Source organism: Aquitalea sp. (genome assembly GCF_030150775.1).
In the GTDB taxonomy this organism is placed as follows: Bacteria; Pseudomonadota; Gammaproteobacteria; order Burkholderiales; family Chromobacteriaceae; genus Aquitalea; species Aquitalea denitrificans.
The window spans coordinates 1-15389 of record NZ_JASLFG010000007.1; the positions used below are offsets into that span (position 1 = coordinate 1).

A 15389-nucleotide genomic window follows, 5' to 3' on the forward strand; every position below is an offset into this window, starting at 1 on the left:
GATTTCATGATCCGAGTCGTAGAAGGTTTTGCCGGTCTTGCGTGCCAGGGCTCTGCCTACGGTGGTCTTGCCGGCACCCATCAGCCCGACAAGAAAAAAATTGCCTGCCATGTTCTCCATGGCAGGCATTGTAGCTGATGCTGACTGGGTCTGTCTGCGCGGGCAGACGACAAAATGCGTGCAGATGTCCCGTGTTCAGCGATTTTGCAGGTTCAGGTCTTCCACCACCTTGGGTGTGATGAATACCAGCAGCTCGGAGCGGTTGTTCTTGTCCACCTTGCTGCGGAACAGGGCTCCCAGGAAGGGGATGTCACCCAGCAGCGGTACCTTGTTGACCGTGGTATCCAGCGTTTGCTGGTAGATACCGCCAATCACCACGGTGCCGCCGTTTTCCACCATCACCTGGGTTTTCACCACCTTGGTGTCGATGGCCGGAGTGCTGTTGACAAACAGGGTGCTGCTGACGCTGTCCTTGTTGATCTGGATTTCCATCAGCACACGGTTGTCCGGGGTAATTTGCGGTGTCACCTTCAGGCTGAGGTTGGCTTTTTTGAACGATACCGAAGTGGCACCGCTGGAGCTGGCCTCCTGATACGGAATTTCCGTACCCTGCTCGATGCTTGCTTCCACCCGATCGGCTGTCATGATGCGTGGATTGGCCAGGATTTTGCCTTTTTCACCGGTTTCCATGGCATCCAGTTCCAGGCCGATCAGCCCGCTGGAACCGGCATTGAACACGGCACCGATCGAGTTGAAGGTACCGGAGAGGCCCAGATTGACCCCGGCATTGCCGGAGGTCGATGCGGTGTTGCCCAGGGCCTTGTTGGCCAGCGCGTCAGAGATGGTGCTGCCGATGGAGGTACTGCCCCCTACTTTGGCGAAGCTCATCTTCACGCCCAGGCTCTTGCTCCAGTCGTCGGTCGCTTCCACGATGCGGGCTTCAATCAGCACCTGCTTGACCGGGATGTCGGTCTTGGTCACCAGATCGCGAATCTTGTCGATCACTGTCTGGGTATCATTGATGATCAGCGTGTTGGTTTTCGGATCGATCATGAAGCTGCCACGGGCCGACAGCAGGCCGTTGCCGCCACTGTTACCTGTCGAACTGGATCCTGCCGTGGTGGTGCTGCCATCCAGAATCTTCTTGAAGTCCTCGGCCGAGCGGTAGCGCAGCACAAAGGTTTCCGAGCGTACCGGCTCCAGCGCATTCAGCTGCTGCTTGCCTTCCAGGATCTGCTTGTCGCGATTGAGCAGCTCCTCACGCGGTGCAATATTGATGATGTTGCCGTTGCGGCGCTGATCCAGGCCCTTGGTTTGCAGGATGAGATCCAGTGCCTGATCCCACGGTACATCTTTCAGGCGCAGGGTGATGTTGCCGGTTACCGAATCACTGGTGACGATGTTCAGGCCGGTAAATTCGGCAATCACCTGCAATACGGTACGTACTTCGATATTCTGGAAGTTAAGCGACAGCTTGTCGCCCTTGTATTGCGGCTTGCTGTTCAGCTCGTTTTTGCTGGCACTTTCCACTGCCACCTTGCGTACTTCCACCACCAGCTTGCGTTCAGTCTGATAGGAGGAGAATTCCCAGTCGCCTTGCGGCTGCACCACGATGCGGCTGTTACGCCCCTGATTGCTGGCTATTACCTTGTCCACCGGGGTGGCAAAGTCGCTGACATCCATGCGTTTTTCCAACGAGCGCGGCAGGTTGGCACCCAGTACATCCAGTACCAGATTCTTGCCCTCACGGCGCACGTCAACCGGTGTGCCTTCGGAAGGCAGGGTGATTTCCACGCGTCCTTCACCACCGCGGCCACGACGGAAGTCCAGCCCCAGTGGTGTGGTCGCCACGGCAGCCTGGGCACTGGCCTGGCTGGCGGCGGATGCGTTGCTGGCTGGCTGCTCTTGCGAGGTGGCCGCCTGCTGTGGCGAAGTCATGCTGTTATTGATGCGAACCAGCAGCTTGTTGCCCGAGACGCTGGTGCTGTAGGCGACATTGTGTGCAAGGTTCAGCACCAGGCGCGAGCGGCCATTGGCCTCAACGGCAACCGCGGACTTGACGATGGGATTGCCCAGCTCGACAAAGCTCTTGGGGAGTTTGACCTGGGTATCGGCAAAGTCAAAGGCGACACGAGCTGGATTGGCGATGGCGAAGCTGTTGGGCTTGATGGCCGGGCCATCAAAGGTCACCTGCAGCAACTGGGCGTCACCATCGGTCTGGGCTACGTCGATCGCGGTGATGGACGCTGCATGGGCAATGGAAAATGCAATGGACAGACCCAGCCCCGACAACAGTTTGATTGAATGGTTTTTCATTATTTCTGCCCTTGTTCATCCAGGTACATGCTGGTTTCGCGTTGTACCCATTCACCGTTCAGATCTTCCACGGTCTCGGAAAGTACTAGTTCGGTTTCGCTGATGCGTTTGATCTGGCCGTAATTGGGGCCAATGAAATTACCCGGTTGCACGCGGTAGACGCTGTTTTCCGGGGTTCGGATCAGTGCATAGGTAATGTTGTTGCGCTTGAGCAGCCCAACCATCTTCAGCTTGTCCAGATCGTAGTTTTCCAGCAGTTCACGCACGCGCTTGAAGTCGGGCGCATTGGCAGCATTCTGCTTCTTGGCCATCTGCAGCTTGACCGGATTGAACGGATCGGGAATGTCGAAGGCATTATAGGTAAACGGCTGGTAGGCCTGGGCTTGGGGCAGCGGGTCGATCTGACCGCGCAGACCCTGGCTGGCCTGTTGCATCCAGGCGTGCAGGTCTTCGGTATTGCCGTTGCCACAGGCACTGAGCAGCAGCGGACACAGCAAGGTGGCGAGAGTTTTTTTCAGCATGGCGTCACGCTCACTTCTTCGGCGGCTGTGCCGCGGCAATGCGCTCTTCTGGCTCCAGCGCGCGATAGGTCTTGGCCGTGGCTTCCATAGTCATGCGGGCTTCCTTGCCCTGACCCGGGGTCAGGCTGATGTCTCCGATGGTGACAATGCGCGACAGCTGGGCAACATCGCTGACGAAGGCTGCCAGATCGTTATAGCTGCCGGTCAGCTTGATCGAAATCGGTACCTCTGCCATTTCGGCTGTCTTTACCTCACCGTTGGGGCGGAACAGCTCAAACTGCAGGCCGCGGCCAATGCCGGCCTGGTTGATTTCGGTCAGCAGGGCGTCCATGTCCGACTTGGTGGGCAGTTGTTTGAGCAGTGCGCCAAAGGACAGCTGGATTTCTTTCAGCTGCTGTTGCAATGCTTCCAGGTTGATGGCCTGGCGCTTTTTGTCGATGAAGGTCTGCTTGAGCTGTTCTTCTTGTTGCTGGGCACTGTGCAGCTTGTCCATCTGGTCGCTCAGAACAAAGAAATAGCCCAGAAACAGGAATACCCCGGCCATGAAGACAAGCACTAGCACCTGAGCTGGCAGCGGCCAGTTGGGCATGTCCTTGGGGTCAAGATTGCGGAACTCGTCTAAGGTCATGGTTTGGCTCCCTGCGGTGCTACCTGGCCTTGCGGTGCACTGGCTGCTGCAGGCTGTCTGAACGTGCTGGTAAGGCTGAACTCGCTGACGCGCTGGTTGTTCGCCATGGCCGCTTTCACTTCAATCAGCTGCGGTTCGTTGAACACCTGTGACTGGGCCAGGGTGCGCATGTAGTTGGACACGCGTGCGCCGGACAGGCCGTAGCCGGAGAAGTTGAACGCATTGCCAGTTTGCTTGAAGGTTTTCAGGTAGATGCCATCCGGGGTCTGGCGTACCAGCTGGTCGAAGATGTGTACCGCATCATTACGCCCTTGTTGCAGGCGCTCTACCAGTTGTTTGCGTGCCAGCAGGTCGTCGCGCTGCTTCTTCAGCATGCCGATGTCTTTGATTTGCTGATCGAGCTTGCTGATTTCAGCTTGCAGGAACTGGTTGCGTTCTTCCTGGCGCGATTGACGGGCATCCAGAATGAAATAGCTCAGGCCGATGATCAGCAGAGCGGCACCGATGGCGCTGCCGAGAAACAGCTGGAAGCGCAGGCGGTGGGCGGCTTTTTTCTGCTCGCGGTGGGGCAGGAGGTTGATGCGTATCATCAGTCGAACCTCCGCATGGCAAGTCCGCAGGCAATCAGCAGGGCCGGGGCATCCAGCAGCAGCTCCTTCAGGCGGATGGAGCTGGACTGCACCATGGACGTGAACGGGTTGGCAATCATGGTACTGATCTGGGTGCGGGAGGCCACTGCATCATCCAGGCCGGCCAGCATGCTGCAACCGCCGCCCAGCAGGATGTAATCCACGCGCAGGTATTGCGACACGCTGACCGTGGTGTAAAAGAACTGCAGCGCCCGCTGGATTTCCTGTGCCAGTGAATCCACAAACGGATGCAGCAACTCGGATTCGTAGCCATCCGGCATGGCCATGCTGCGCTTGCCGCTTTCGGCTTCGTCAAAGCTGATGCCGTAGCGGCGCTGGATATCGCGTGTCAGCTGCAAGCCGCCGAACATCTGCTCGCGGTAGTAGATTTGCTGGCCGTTACGGATGACATTGCAATGAATTTTGCTGGCACCGATATCAAACAGGGCAAAGGTCTGATTCATGCCGTGGTCGGGCAATTGCTGCTGGATCTGCTCGAAGGCCGTCATCATGGCAAAGGACTCGACATCCACCAGTTGGGCGCGCAGACCGGCCATTTCCACCACGGCCACACGCTCTTCCACCTTTTCCTTGCGGGCGGCGCACAGTAGCACCTCCAGATCATCCAGACTGCTGCTGGAAGGCCCCAGAACCTGGTAGTCCAGATTTACTTCGTCCAGCGGGAAGGGAATGATCTGATCGGCCTCGGATTCGATCATGCCCTCCATGTCTTCGGATTGGCTGACCGGAACCAGCAATTTCTTGTAGATGGCCATTGCCGTAGGAATGGCGATGGCGACATTCTTGATCGGGCTGCCAAGGCGTCTCCAGGCTTTGCGCAAGGCTTCGGCAATCCCTTCGATATCCACCAGATTGCCCTCGGACACGGCCTCCTTGGGCAGGCTTTCTATCACATAACGCTCGATCTGGTAGTTCTTGCCTGATCTGGACAGCTCCACCAGTTTGATGGAGGTGGTGCTGATATCAAGACCAAGCAGGGGAACATTGCTGGATTTCCCCAATCCAAGCTGATTCAGCCAGTCTGTCCCGAACCGTAATTTGTCGGATAGCATCAGTTAAGGCCCCGAATAGGTCTAGTGCGACAGTTTTTGTGCTGTCGCGGTCAATGTTTGTCTTGCTTGTTCCCACAAGACGTTATAATCCGCTTTCTTCCGAAAGCCTATTTGTAATTATGTTCAAACGACTTCTTGCGATTCTGGCCGGCTTGGTCATTGGTGGGGCCGTGCTGGCAGCCGGTGCGGCAGCCATTGCCATCATCATAACCTACCCGCGTTTGCCAAGTCTTGATGTGCTGACGGATTACCGTCCAAAAATTCCACTGCGCGTCTACTCGGCAGATGGCCAGTTGTTGGGTGAGTTCGGTGAGGAACGCCGCTCCTTCGCCCGTATCCATGAAGTCCCGCAGTTGATGAAGCAGGCCTTGCTTGCTGCTGAAGACGAAAGATTCTATCAGCATAGCGGAATCGACTATATGGGGGTTCTGCGTGCTGCCGTCGGTAATCTGGTATCCGGTCATGCCCGTTCCGGTGCCAGTACCATCACCATGCAGGTGGCGAAGAATTTCTTCCTTTCCAGTGAAAAGACTTTCACACGTAAGTTTAATGAAGCTTTGCTCGCTTTCAAAATCGAACATACGCTTTCCAAGGACCAGATCCTTGAGCTTTACTTCAATCAGATCTACCTGGGGCAGCGTGCCTACGGTTTTTCTGCGGCAGCACAGGCTTACTTCGGCAAGCCGATCACCGAACTGAGCGTGGCAGAAATGGCCATGCTGGCAGGCCTGCCCAAGGCACCGTCTGCTTATAACCCCATTGTCAATCCGGAACGTGCCCACCTGCGTCAGCAGTATGTGCTGCGTCGCATGCGCGAGCTGAACTTCATCACCCAGGATCAGTACGACGCGGCGGTGAAAGAACCACTGCATCTGGCCAGCGCCACGGTGGATGGTAACCAGCCGGCGCTGTATGTTTCCGAAATGGTGCGCCAGGCCATGTATGAGCGCTACAAGGATGCCGCCTATACCGAGGGCTACAAGGTCTACACCACGCTGGACAGTCATCACCAGCAATGGGCCTACGATGCCCTGCGCGCAGGCCTGATCGATTTTGACCGCAAGCAGGGTTACCGCGCCCCGGAAAGCTATATCGATCTTGCCTCGGCAGAGGGTGAAGACCAGACCGAGGTACTGGACGATGCACTGTCTGAAATCCGCGACAGTGGCGACATGCAGGCTGCGATTGTGCTGTCGGCAAGCCCGGCGGAAGTGCGCGCCTACCTGCGTGGCGGCAAGGTGGCGGTGATCAAGGGGCAGGGGCTGGAGTTTGCCCGTCGTGCACTGAACCCCAAGCTGGCGGCTGACAAGCAGATTCGCCGCGGTGCCGTCATTCGTGTGCGTGCCAATGACAAGGGCTATTGGGAAATCGTGCAGATGCCGGATGTGGAAGGGGCGTTTGTATCGATGGATCCGCGCAGCGGAGCCATCAAGTCGCTGGTGGGTGGTTTTGACTTCAACCGTCGCAGCTTCAACCATGTGACCCAGGCTTGGCGTCAGCCTGGCTCCACCTTCAAGCCCTTTATTTATTCCTCGGGCATTGAGCGTGGCGTTACACCGTCCACCCTGTTTAATGATGCGCCGCTGACCGTTCCGGGTGCTCCGGGTTCGCCCAGCTGGGAACCGAAGAACGATGATGGCAAGTTTGCTGGCCTGATCAGCCTGCGCCGTGCGCTGACCCAATCCAAGAACCTGGTGTCGGTACGCCTGCTGATGGCGGTCGGTACCGATTACGCCCAGCAGTATATTCAGCGTTTCGGTTTCTCGCCCAAGCAGCATCCGGCCTACCTCACCATGGCACTGGGCGCTGGTGCCGCGACGCCGCTGCAGATGGCGGAAGGTTATTCGGTGTTCTCCAATGGCGGCTACCGCATCAAGGCCTACTTCATTGATCGCATCGAGGATCAATCCGGCCATGTGCTGGCCAAGACCCAGCCGGCGGTTGCCGGGCAAAATGCCACCCAGGCCATCGATCCGCGCAATGCCTTCATCATGACCTCCATGCTGAAAGACGTGGTGCGCTACGGTACGGCAGCCAAGGCGATGAGCCTGGGCCGCATGGATCTGGCCGGCAAGACCGGTACCACCAGCGACTGGAAGGACGCCTGGTTTGTCGGCTTCAATCCTAATCTGGTGGCGGCAACCTGGGTGGGTTACGACCAGCCGCGCTCGCTGGGCCGTTACGGTTATGGCGGTACAGCCGCCCTGCCGGTGTGGATGAACTACATGGCCAATGCGCTCAAGGGCGTACCCGAGGTGGAGCTGCCGGTGCCGGCAGGCATCGTGGTGAAACCGGGTGCGGGCCAGCGTGGTGGCGACGAGTACTACTACGAGGAATTCCAGAAGACCAATCCGGAGCTGAAGATCGACAACCACGGCACCATCCCAGGCAGTAATGCCTCCGATGCGGCGGTAGACGATACGACAGCGAAGGACCCCAATGCACCGGCAGCCAAGGATGCGGTGGAGAACGTCAAGGAATTGCTGTTCTGATCTGAATGCGCCAATAATGCGCTGCCAGCCCACCCCATGCCGGGGTGGGCTTTTTCATGCCTGTTGCTATCGTTGGTAGTGTTGCCGCTGAAACAGAAGGCGGAGAATATGCCGATTAACATCTGTAAACAGCTTGCGCATAGGCAGTGTCATGGTGATTGCTTATCATCGCTGCTTGATCACGGAGGAAGCCTCTCCGCTTAACCATTGCAGACGGCGTTCCGGCCTCAACCAGGACGCATCCGGAAAACCACCATGTCCGATTCCACGACCACACCCTCCCATACCCTGCGCAATGTCTCCCTGTTACTGCTGGTGCTGGCAGCCGGGGGCTGGTGGTGGAACAGCCATCGCACGGCTGCTGCCGATGCTGCGGCACCCAAGCGTGGTGGTGCGCCGGTAGCGGTGGCCGTGGCTGCGGTAACACAGCAGGATGCACCCTTGCAACTGAGTGCCTTGGGCACGGTGACGGCCACCAACACGGTGACGGTGCACAGCCGGGTGGATGGTCAACTGATGGCCCTGCATTTTGAAGAAGGGCAGATGGTGCAGAAAGGTCAGCTGCTGGCGGAACTGGACCCGCGCCCCTATCAGGCTGCGCTGACTCAGGCTGAAGGCCAGTTGCTGCGCGACCAGGCACTGCTGCAAAACGCCCGGCTGGACCTCACCCGTTACCAGCAGCTGCTGGCACAGAACTCCATTGCCAAGCAGCAGGTGGATACCCAGCAGGCGCTGGTGGCCCAGTATCAGGGCACGGTGAAACTGGATCAGGGCGCGGTGGCCAATGCCCGCCTGCAACTGGATTACAGCCGCATCACGTCCCCGCTGGCAGGGCGTGCCGGCCTGCGTCAGGTAGACCCCGGTAATATCGTGCACTCCAGCGACAGCAATGGCGTGGTGGTGATTACCCAGACCCAACCCATCAATGTGCTGTTTGCCGTGCCGGAAACCAGCCTCAGCCAGGTGCTGGCCGCTGCCCGCACGGCCAAGGGCAAGCTGCAGGTGGAAGCCTGGGACCGTGACAACCGCCACAAGCTAGCCGACGGCGAGCTGCTGGCCATCGACAATCAGCTGAGCACCACCACCGGCACGGTGAACCTGAAGGCGCGCTTTGCCAATGCCGATGCAGCCTTGTTCCCCAATCAATTTGTCAATGTGCACCTGCAACTGGGCGACCAGCCCAATGCAACCGTATTGCCCAGCGTGGCCTTGCAGCAGGGCAAGGTGGGCAGCTATGTCTACACGGTGAACCCGGACCAGACCGTCAGCATCAGCAAGGTGAAAACCGGCGCGGTGTCCGGTGACAACACCATTATCGAAGAAGGCGTGAAAGCCGGTCAGAAAGTGGTGGTGGATGGCCTGGACAAGCTGCGTGAGGGTGCGCAGATCAAGGTGATAGACCGCGCCGCCCTGGCTGAGTCCGGTGGCAGTGGCAAGGGCAAGTCGCACCGCAGCGATGCCAGCAATAGCCAGAATGGCAAGCGCCCGCACGCTTCAGCCGCCAATTAAAAGCAGGAACACGGTATGAATCCCTCACGCCCGTTCATTCTGCGGCCGGTGGCCACCACCTTGCTGATGCTGGCCATCCTGCTCACCGGCCTGGTGGCCTGGAAGCTGCTGCCGGTATCGGCGCTGCCCGAGGTGGACTACCCCACCATCCAGGTGGTAACCCAGTACCCCGGTGCCAGCCCGGAGGTCATCACTTCGTCCATTACCGCGCCACTGGAGCGCCAGTTCGGCCAGATGCCGGGGCTGACCCAGATGTCATCCACCAGTTCGGGCGGCGCGTCGGTGATTACCCTGCAGTTCAGCCTGGAATTGACGCTGGATGTAGCCGAACAGGAAGTGCAGGCCGCCATCAACGCGGCGGGTAACCTGTTGCCCAGCGACCTGCCCAATCCGCCGATCTACAGCAAGGTGAACCCGGCGGACACCCCGATTCTCACCATCGCGGTCAGCTCGGACACGCTGCCGCTGACCAAGCTGGAAGACCTGGTGGACACCCGGCTGGCGCAAAAGCTGTCGCAAGTGCCGGGCGTGGGTCTGGTCAGCCTCAGCGGTGGTCAGCGGCCTGCGGTGCGCATCCAGAGCAATCCCAAGGCACTGGCAGCGCGCGGCCTGACGCTGGAGGACATCCGCACCGCCATCAGCAATGCCAATGTGAACCAGGCCAAGGGCAGTTTTGATGGCCCGCAGCAAGCCTCCACCGTGGATGGCAACGACCAGCTGAAGTCGGCCGAGGAATACCAGAACGTCATCATCGCTTACCAGAACGGCGCAGCGGTGCGCTTGCGCGATGTGGCCAAGGTAGTGGATGCGGCAGAAAACATGCGGCTGGCAGCCTGGGCTGGTACTACACCGTCCATCATCCTGAATGTGCAGCGTCAGCCGGGGGCCAATGTCATCCAGGTGACCGACCGCATCAAGGCCTTGCTGCCGCAATTGCAATCCACCTTGCCCGGCGCGGTGGATGTGAAGGTGCTGAGCGACCGCACTGTCACCATTCGTGCCTCGGTGGAGGACGTCGAGTTCGAGCTGATGCTGGCCATCGGCCTGGTGGTGATGGTGATTTTCGTGTTCCTGCGCAACGTGCCGGCCACCATCATCCCCGCCGTGGCGGTGCCGCTGTCGCTGGTGGGCACGTTTGGCGTGATGTACCTCACCGGCTTTTCCATCAACAACCTCACCCTGATGGCGCTGACCATTGCCACCGGCTTTGTGGTGGACGATGCCATCGTGATGATCGAAAACATCGCCCGCTACATCGAGGAAGGCGAAAAACCGATGGCGGCGGCACTGAAAGGCTCGCAGCAGATTGGCTTTACCATCATCTCGCTCACTTTCTCGCTGATTGCGGTGCTGATTCCGCTGCTGTTCATGGGCGATGTGGTGGGGCGGCTGTTCCGCGAGTTTGCCATTACGCTGGCGGTGTCCATCCTGATTTCGGCTTTCATCTCGCTCACCCTGACGCCGATGATGTGCGCGCGCCTGCTCAAGCATGTGCCGGAAGAAAAGCAGGGCCGCTTCTACCATGCCAGCGGGGCCTTCTTCGACCGCATCATTGCCCGTTACGGCCAGATGCTGGGCTGGGTGCTGGAACGGCAAAAGCTCACCCTGCTGGTGGCACTGGGCACCTTGTTGCTCACCGTGCTGCTGTATGTGGCGGTGCCCAAGGGCTTTTTCCCTTTGCAGGACACCGGTGCCATCATGGGCAGCAGCGAGGCAGCGCAGAGTATTTCTTTCAGCGCCATGGCGCAGAAGCAGGAACAACTGGCGCAGGCCTTGCTGAAAGACCCGGCGGTGGACAGCCTGTCGTCCTTTATCGGGGTGGATGGCAATAATGCCTCGCTCAACAGCGGCCGCCTGCAAATCAACCTCAAGCCCAAGGGCGAACGTGATGACATCCGCACCGTGCTGGCCCGCCTGCAACAAAGTGCCGCCAGCGTGCCGGGCATGTCGCTGTATTTGCAGCCGGTGCAGGATTTGTCCATCGATACCCGTGTCAGCCGCACCCAGTACCAGTTCACCCTGCAGGCCACCAATCCCGACGACCTGTCGCAATGGGTGCCCAAGCTGGTGCACAAGCTGAACCAGCTGCCGCAACTGGCGGATGTGGCCAGCGACTTGCAGGACAAGGGCCTGCAAGCCTATGTCAACATCAACCGTGATACCGCCGCCCGGCTGGGCGTCACCACCGCAGCCATCGACAATGCGCTGTACGATGCTTTTGGCCAGCGGCTGATTTCCACCATCTTCACCCAGACCAACCAGTACCGCGTGGTGCTGGAAGTGGACGCGCAGAACCAGCAAGGCCCGCTGTCGCTCAAGGGCATCTACGTGCCCACCGCCAGTGGTGGCCCGGTGCCGCTGGATACGGTGGCCAGCATCGAACAGCGCCCGACCGCGCTCACAATCAACCATCTGGGGCAGTTCCCCACCACCACCATCTCGTTCAACCTGGCCAAGGGCGCGGCGCTGGGGCCGGCGGTGGAGGCCATCCGTCAGGCTGAAGCCGAGCTGGGCATGCCAGCCAGCCTGGATACCAGATTCCAGGGCGCGGCGCTGGCCTTTCAGGCTTCGCTCAGCAACACGCTGTGGCTGATCCTGGCGGCCATCATCACCATGTATATCGTGCTGGGGGTGCTGTACGAGAGCTATATCCACCCCATCACCATCCTGTCGACGCTACCCTCGGCCGGTATCGGTGCCCTGCTGGCCTTGCTGGTGTCCGGCAACGACCTGTCGGTGATTGCCATCATCGGCATCATCCTGCTGATCGGCATCGTCAAGAAAAACGCCATCATGATGATCGACTTTGCGCTGGAGGCCGAGCGCGAGCAGGGCATGAGCCCGCGCGATGCCATCTACCAGGCCTGTTTGCTGCGCTTCCGTCCCATCCTGATGACCACCATGGCGGCGCTGCTGGGCGCGCTGCCGCTGATGCTGGGCAGTGGCATGGGGTCTGAATTGCGCTCGCCGCTGGGTGTCACCATGGTGGGCGGGTTGCTGGTCAGCCAGGTGCTGACGCTGTTTACCACCCCGGTGATTTATCTGGCCTTCGACCGGCTGGCCCGGCGCTGGCGGCGTCCAGGCCATGCTGCTGACGATGACCAGGCAGAGGCCGAGGCATGATTCCGTCCGCGCCCTTTATCCGGCGGCCCATTGCCACCACGCTGCTGACGCTGGCCATCCTGCTGGCGGGCTTTCTCGCCTTCAAGCTGCTGCCGGTATCGCCCTTGCCGCAGGTGGATTTTCCCACCATCTCGGTCAGTGCCAAGCTGCCCGGTGCCAGCCCGGAAACCATGGCGTCCACCGTGGCCACCCCGCTGGAACGAGCGCTGGGGCGTATTGCCGGGGTGACCGAAATCACCTCGTCCAGTTCGCTGGCGTCCACCCGCATCACCTTGCAGTTTGACCTCAACCGCGACATCAACGGCGCGGCGCGCGATGTGCAGGCCGCCATCAATGCCGCGCGTTCGCTGCTGCCCACCGGCATGCCGTCCAACCCCACCTATCGCAAGGTGAATCCGGCCGACGCGCCCATCATGATCATCGGCCTGACCTCGGACTCGCTCACCCGCGGCCAGATGTACGATGCCGCCGACTCCATCCTCGGCCAGAAGCTGGCCCAGGTGGAGGGCATTGGCGATGTGAATATCGGTGGCGGCGCACAGCCGGCAGTGCGGGTGGAAATGAACCCGCTACAGCTGAACCATTACGGTATCGGCATGGAAACGGTGCGCGCCGCCATCACCAGCACCAATGCCAACCGGCCCAAGGGCTTTGTCGAGGATGGCCAGCGTCACTGGCAGGTACAGGCCAATGACCAGGCCGGCAAGGCCAGCGACTACCTGCCGCTGGTGGTGAGCTACAAGAACGGCGCGGCAGTGCGCCTGTCCGATGTGGCCGAGGTGAAGGATTCGGTACTGGATGTGCGCAATGCCGGTTTGCTGGGCAAGCAACCGGCGGTGATGATCATCCTGTTCCGCCAGCCGGGTGCCAACATCATCGAAACGGTGGAGCGGGTGCAGGCGCTGCTGCCGCAGTTGCAGGCGTCCATTCCCGCCGCCATCAAGATGCAGGTGGTGATGGACCGCACCTCCACCATCCGTGCCTCGCTGTCCGAGGTGGAGCGCTCACTGCTGATTTCCATCGCGCTGGTCATCCTGGTGGTCTTCCTGTTTTTGCGTAATGGCCGCGCCACCGCCATTCCCGCCATCACCGTGCCGGTATCGCTGGTGGGCACCTTTGCCGTGATGTATCTGTGCGGCTTTTCGCTCAACAACCTCAGCCTGATGGCGCTGACCATTGCCACCGGTTTCGTGGTGGACGACACCATCGTGGTGCTGGAAAACATTGCCCGCCACATCGAAAACGGCATGAAGCCCTTCCAGGCCGCGCTGCAGGGCGCGCGTGAAGTGGGCTTTACCGTGCTGTCGATGAGTTTGTCGCTGATTGCGGTGTTCATTCCCATCCTGATGATGGGCGGCATCATCGGCCGCCTGTTCCGCGAGTTTGCCGTCACCCTGTCGGTGGCCATTCTGGTGTCGCTGCTGGTGTCGCTCACCACCACGCCCATGTTGTGCGCGCGCTGGCTGAAAAGCCATGGCGAACGCAAGCCGGGACGGCTGTTTGTCTGGAGCGAGCGCATGTTCGACGCCATGCTGGCCGGCTATCGCCGCAGCCTTGGCTGGGCGCTGCGTCACGGCCCGCTGATGATGCTGATGCTGGCGGCCACCATTGCGCTGAATGTCTACCTGTACGTGATTGTGCCCAAGGGCTTTTTCCCGCAGCAAGACACCGGCCGCCTCACCGGCATGATCAAGGCCGACCAGAGCATCTCCTTCCAGGCCATGCAGCAAAAGCTGCAACGCTTTATCGACGCGGTAGGGCAGGACCCGGCGGTGGACAAGGTGATTGGCTTTACCGGCGGCGGCCAGCGCAACACCGCCAATATGTTTGTCAGCCTCAAGCCGCTGGGCGAGCGCACGGAAACGGCTGATCAGGTGATTGCCCGCCTGCGCAAGCGGCTGGCGCGCGAGCCGGGGGCGCAGTTGTTTTTGCAATCGGTGCAGGACATCCGCGTGGGCGGACGGTCGGCCAATGCTCAGTACCAGTACACCCTGCAAGGGGATGACCTGGAAGAACTGCGCCGCTGGACGCCCAGGGTGCAGCAGGCGCTGCAAAAGCTGCCGATGCTGGCCGATGTCAGCAGCGATCAGGAAATCAAGGGCCTGCAAACCACGCTCACCTTCGACCGTGATGCCATGGCGCGCCTCGGCCTGACCCAGTCGCAAGTGGATTCGGTGCTGAACGACGCCTTCGGCCAGCGCCAGGTGTCCACCATCTACAACCCGCTCAACCAGTACCATGTGGTGCTGGAAGTGGCACCCCAGTACTGGCAGAGCGCCGAAGGCCTGCGCAGCATCTATCTGCAAACCACCTCCGGCCAGCCGATTCCGCTGTCGGCCTTTGCCCGCTGGCAGCCCACCAATACCGCGCTGGCGGTGAACCACCAAAGCCAGTTTGCCGCCACCACCGTGTCCTTCAACCTGCCGCCGGGCAGTTCGTTGTCCGACGCTACTGCCGCCATTGACAAGGCGACCGCGGACATCGGCCTGCCATCGTCGATACACGGCAGCTTCCAGGGTACGGCCAAGTCCTTCCAGGATTCGCTGGGCAGTCAGCCGGTGCTGATTCTGGCGGCCATGGTAGCGGTGTATATCGTGCTGGGCATGCTGTATGAAAGCGTGGTGCACCCGCTCACCATCCTGTCCACGCTGCCGTCGGCCGGGGTAGGGGCCTTGCTGGCGCTGCTGGCCACCGGTGGCGAATTCAACATCATCGCGCTGATCGGCGTGCTGCTGTTGATCGGCATCGTCAAGAAAAACGCCATCATGATGATCGACTTTGCCCTCAGTGCCGAACGCGAGCAGGGCCTCAGTTCGCACGATGCCATTTTGCAAGCCTGCCTGCTGCGCTTCCGTCCCATCATGATGACCACGCTGGCCGCCCTGTTTGGCGCATTGCCGCTGGCACTGGGGCATGGCGATGGTGCCGAGATGCGCACCCCGCTGGGCATCTCCATTGTCGGTGGCCTGCTGCTCAGCCAGTTGCTGACGCTGTACACCACGCCGGTGGTTTACCTGTATCTGGACCGTTTCCGCCTGTGGTGCCAGCAATGGCGTGACAACTGGCGCAGCCGGGCTGCCGCCGCACACAAGGAATGA

10 protein-coding genes are annotated in these 15389 nt (G+C 60.1%); 4 read left to right on the forward strand and 6 right to left on the reverse strand.

The window, feature by feature from the left end:
• The 6 genes from QVF59_RS02680 to QVF59_RS02705 all read right to left on the reverse strand — a co-directional run.
• On the reverse strand, positions 1 to 129 hold a 129-nt coding region (locus QVF59_RS02680; protein WP_287877262.1), incomplete at its 3' end, for a shikimate kinase.
• A 66-nt stretch (positions 130 to 195) separates the two neighbouring features.
• Positions 196 to 2316, reverse strand: coding sequence for a type IV pilus secretin PilQ (locus tag QVF59_RS02685; RefSeq protein ID WP_159874766.1), 2121 nt, complete (start codon positions 2314 to 2316; stop codon positions 196 to 198).
• Positions 2316 to 2837: a pilus assembly protein PilP gene (locus QVF59_RS02690; RefSeq protein WP_159874767.1), complete on the reverse strand. Its 522-nt coding sequence runs from the start codon at positions 2835 to 2837 to the stop codon at positions 2316 to 2318. Before QVF59_RS02690 ends, QVF59_RS02685 begins: the two co-directional genes overlap by 1 nt.
• Positions 2838 to 2847: 10 nt before the next feature.
• Positions 2848 to 3465 (reverse strand): type IV pilus inner membrane component PilO, encoded by a 618-nt coding sequence (locus tag QVF59_RS02695; protein ID WP_159874768.1) that lies wholly within the window; start codon positions 3463 to 3465, stop codon positions 2848 to 2850.
• Positions 3462 to 4055, reverse strand: coding sequence for a PilN domain-containing protein (locus tag QVF59_RS02700; RefSeq protein WP_159874769.1), 594 nt, complete (start codon positions 4053 to 4055; stop codon positions 3462 to 3464). Before QVF59_RS02700 ends, QVF59_RS02695 begins: the two co-directional genes overlap by 4 nt.
• Positions 4055 to 5167, reverse strand: a complete 1113-nt coding sequence (locus QVF59_RS02705) for a pilus assembly protein PilM (RefSeq protein WP_159874770.1) — start codon at positions 5165 to 5167, stop codon at positions 4055 to 4057. The genes QVF59_RS02700 and QVF59_RS02705 overlap by 1 nt, the downstream gene beginning before the upstream one ends.
• 119 nt (positions 5168 to 5286) lie before the next feature.
• On the opposite strand from QVF59_RS02705, the gene QVF59_RS02710 reads away from it, so the two are divergent.
• The 4 genes from QVF59_RS02710 (at position 5287) to QVF59_RS02725 (ending at position 15389) form a co-directional block, all read left to right on the forward strand.
• The gene (locus tag QVF59_RS02710) at positions 5287 to 7659 is read left to right on the forward strand and encodes a penicillin-binding protein 1A (RefSeq protein WP_159874771.1); all 2373 of its coding nucleotides are present in this window, start codon (positions 5287 to 5289) and stop codon (positions 7657 to 7659) included.
• A gap of 255 nt (positions 7660 to 7914) precedes the next feature.
• Entirely contained in the window at positions 7915 to 9168 is a 1254-nt protein-coding gene (locus QVF59_RS02715) for an MdtA/MuxA family multidrug efflux RND transporter periplasmic adaptor subunit (protein WP_287877240.1), read from the forward strand.
• 15 nt (positions 9169 to 9183) lie between these two features.
• Positions 9184 to 12291, forward strand: coding sequence for an MdtB/MuxB family multidrug efflux RND transporter permease subunit (locus QVF59_RS02720; protein ID WP_045847779.1), 3108 nt, complete (start codon positions 9184 to 9186; stop codon positions 12289 to 12291).
• Positions 12288 to 15389 (forward strand): multidrug efflux RND transporter permease subunit, encoded by a 3102-nt coding sequence (locus QVF59_RS02725; RefSeq protein ID WP_287877243.1) that lies wholly within the window; start codon positions 12288 to 12290, stop codon positions 15387 to 15389. Before QVF59_RS02720 ends, QVF59_RS02725 begins: the two co-directional genes overlap by 4 nt.

Bases quoted from the DNA above. Each gene is read 5' to 3' on its own strand.
- QVF59_RS02705 (WP_159874770.1), bottom strand. From the start codon at position 5,167: ATGCTATCCGACAAATTACGGTTCGGGACAGACTGGCTGAATCAGCTT.
- QVF59_RS02725 (WP_287877243.1), top strand. From the start codon at position 12,288: ATGATTCCGTCCGCGCCCTTTATCCGGCGGCCCATTGCCACCACGCTG.
- QVF59_RS02710 (WP_159874771.1), top strand. From the start codon at position 5,287: ATGTTCAAACGACTTCTTGCGATTCTGGCCGGCTTGGTCATTGGTGGG.
- QVF59_RS02720 (WP_045847779.1), top strand. From the start codon at position 9,184: ATGAATCCCTCACGCCCGTTCATTCTGCGGCCGGTGGCCACCACCTTG.
- QVF59_RS02700 (WP_159874769.1), bottom strand. From the start codon at position 4,055: ATGATACGCATCAACCTCCTGCCCCACCGCGAGCAGAAAAAAGCCGCC.
- QVF59_RS02690 (WP_159874767.1), bottom strand. From the start codon at position 2,837: ATGCTGAAAAAAACTCTCGCCACCTTGCTGTGTCCGCTGCTGCTCAGT.
- QVF59_RS02695 (WP_159874768.1), bottom strand. From the start codon at position 3,465: ATGACCTTAGACGAGTTCCGCAATCTTGACCCCAAGGACATGCCCAAC.
- QVF59_RS02715 (WP_287877240.1), top strand. From the start codon at position 7,915: ATGTCCGATTCCACGACCACACCCTCCCATACCCTGCGCAATGTCTCC.
- QVF59_RS02685 (WP_159874766.1), bottom strand. From the start codon at position 2,316: ATGAAAAACCATTCAATCAAACTGTTGTCGGGGCTGGGTCTGTCCATT.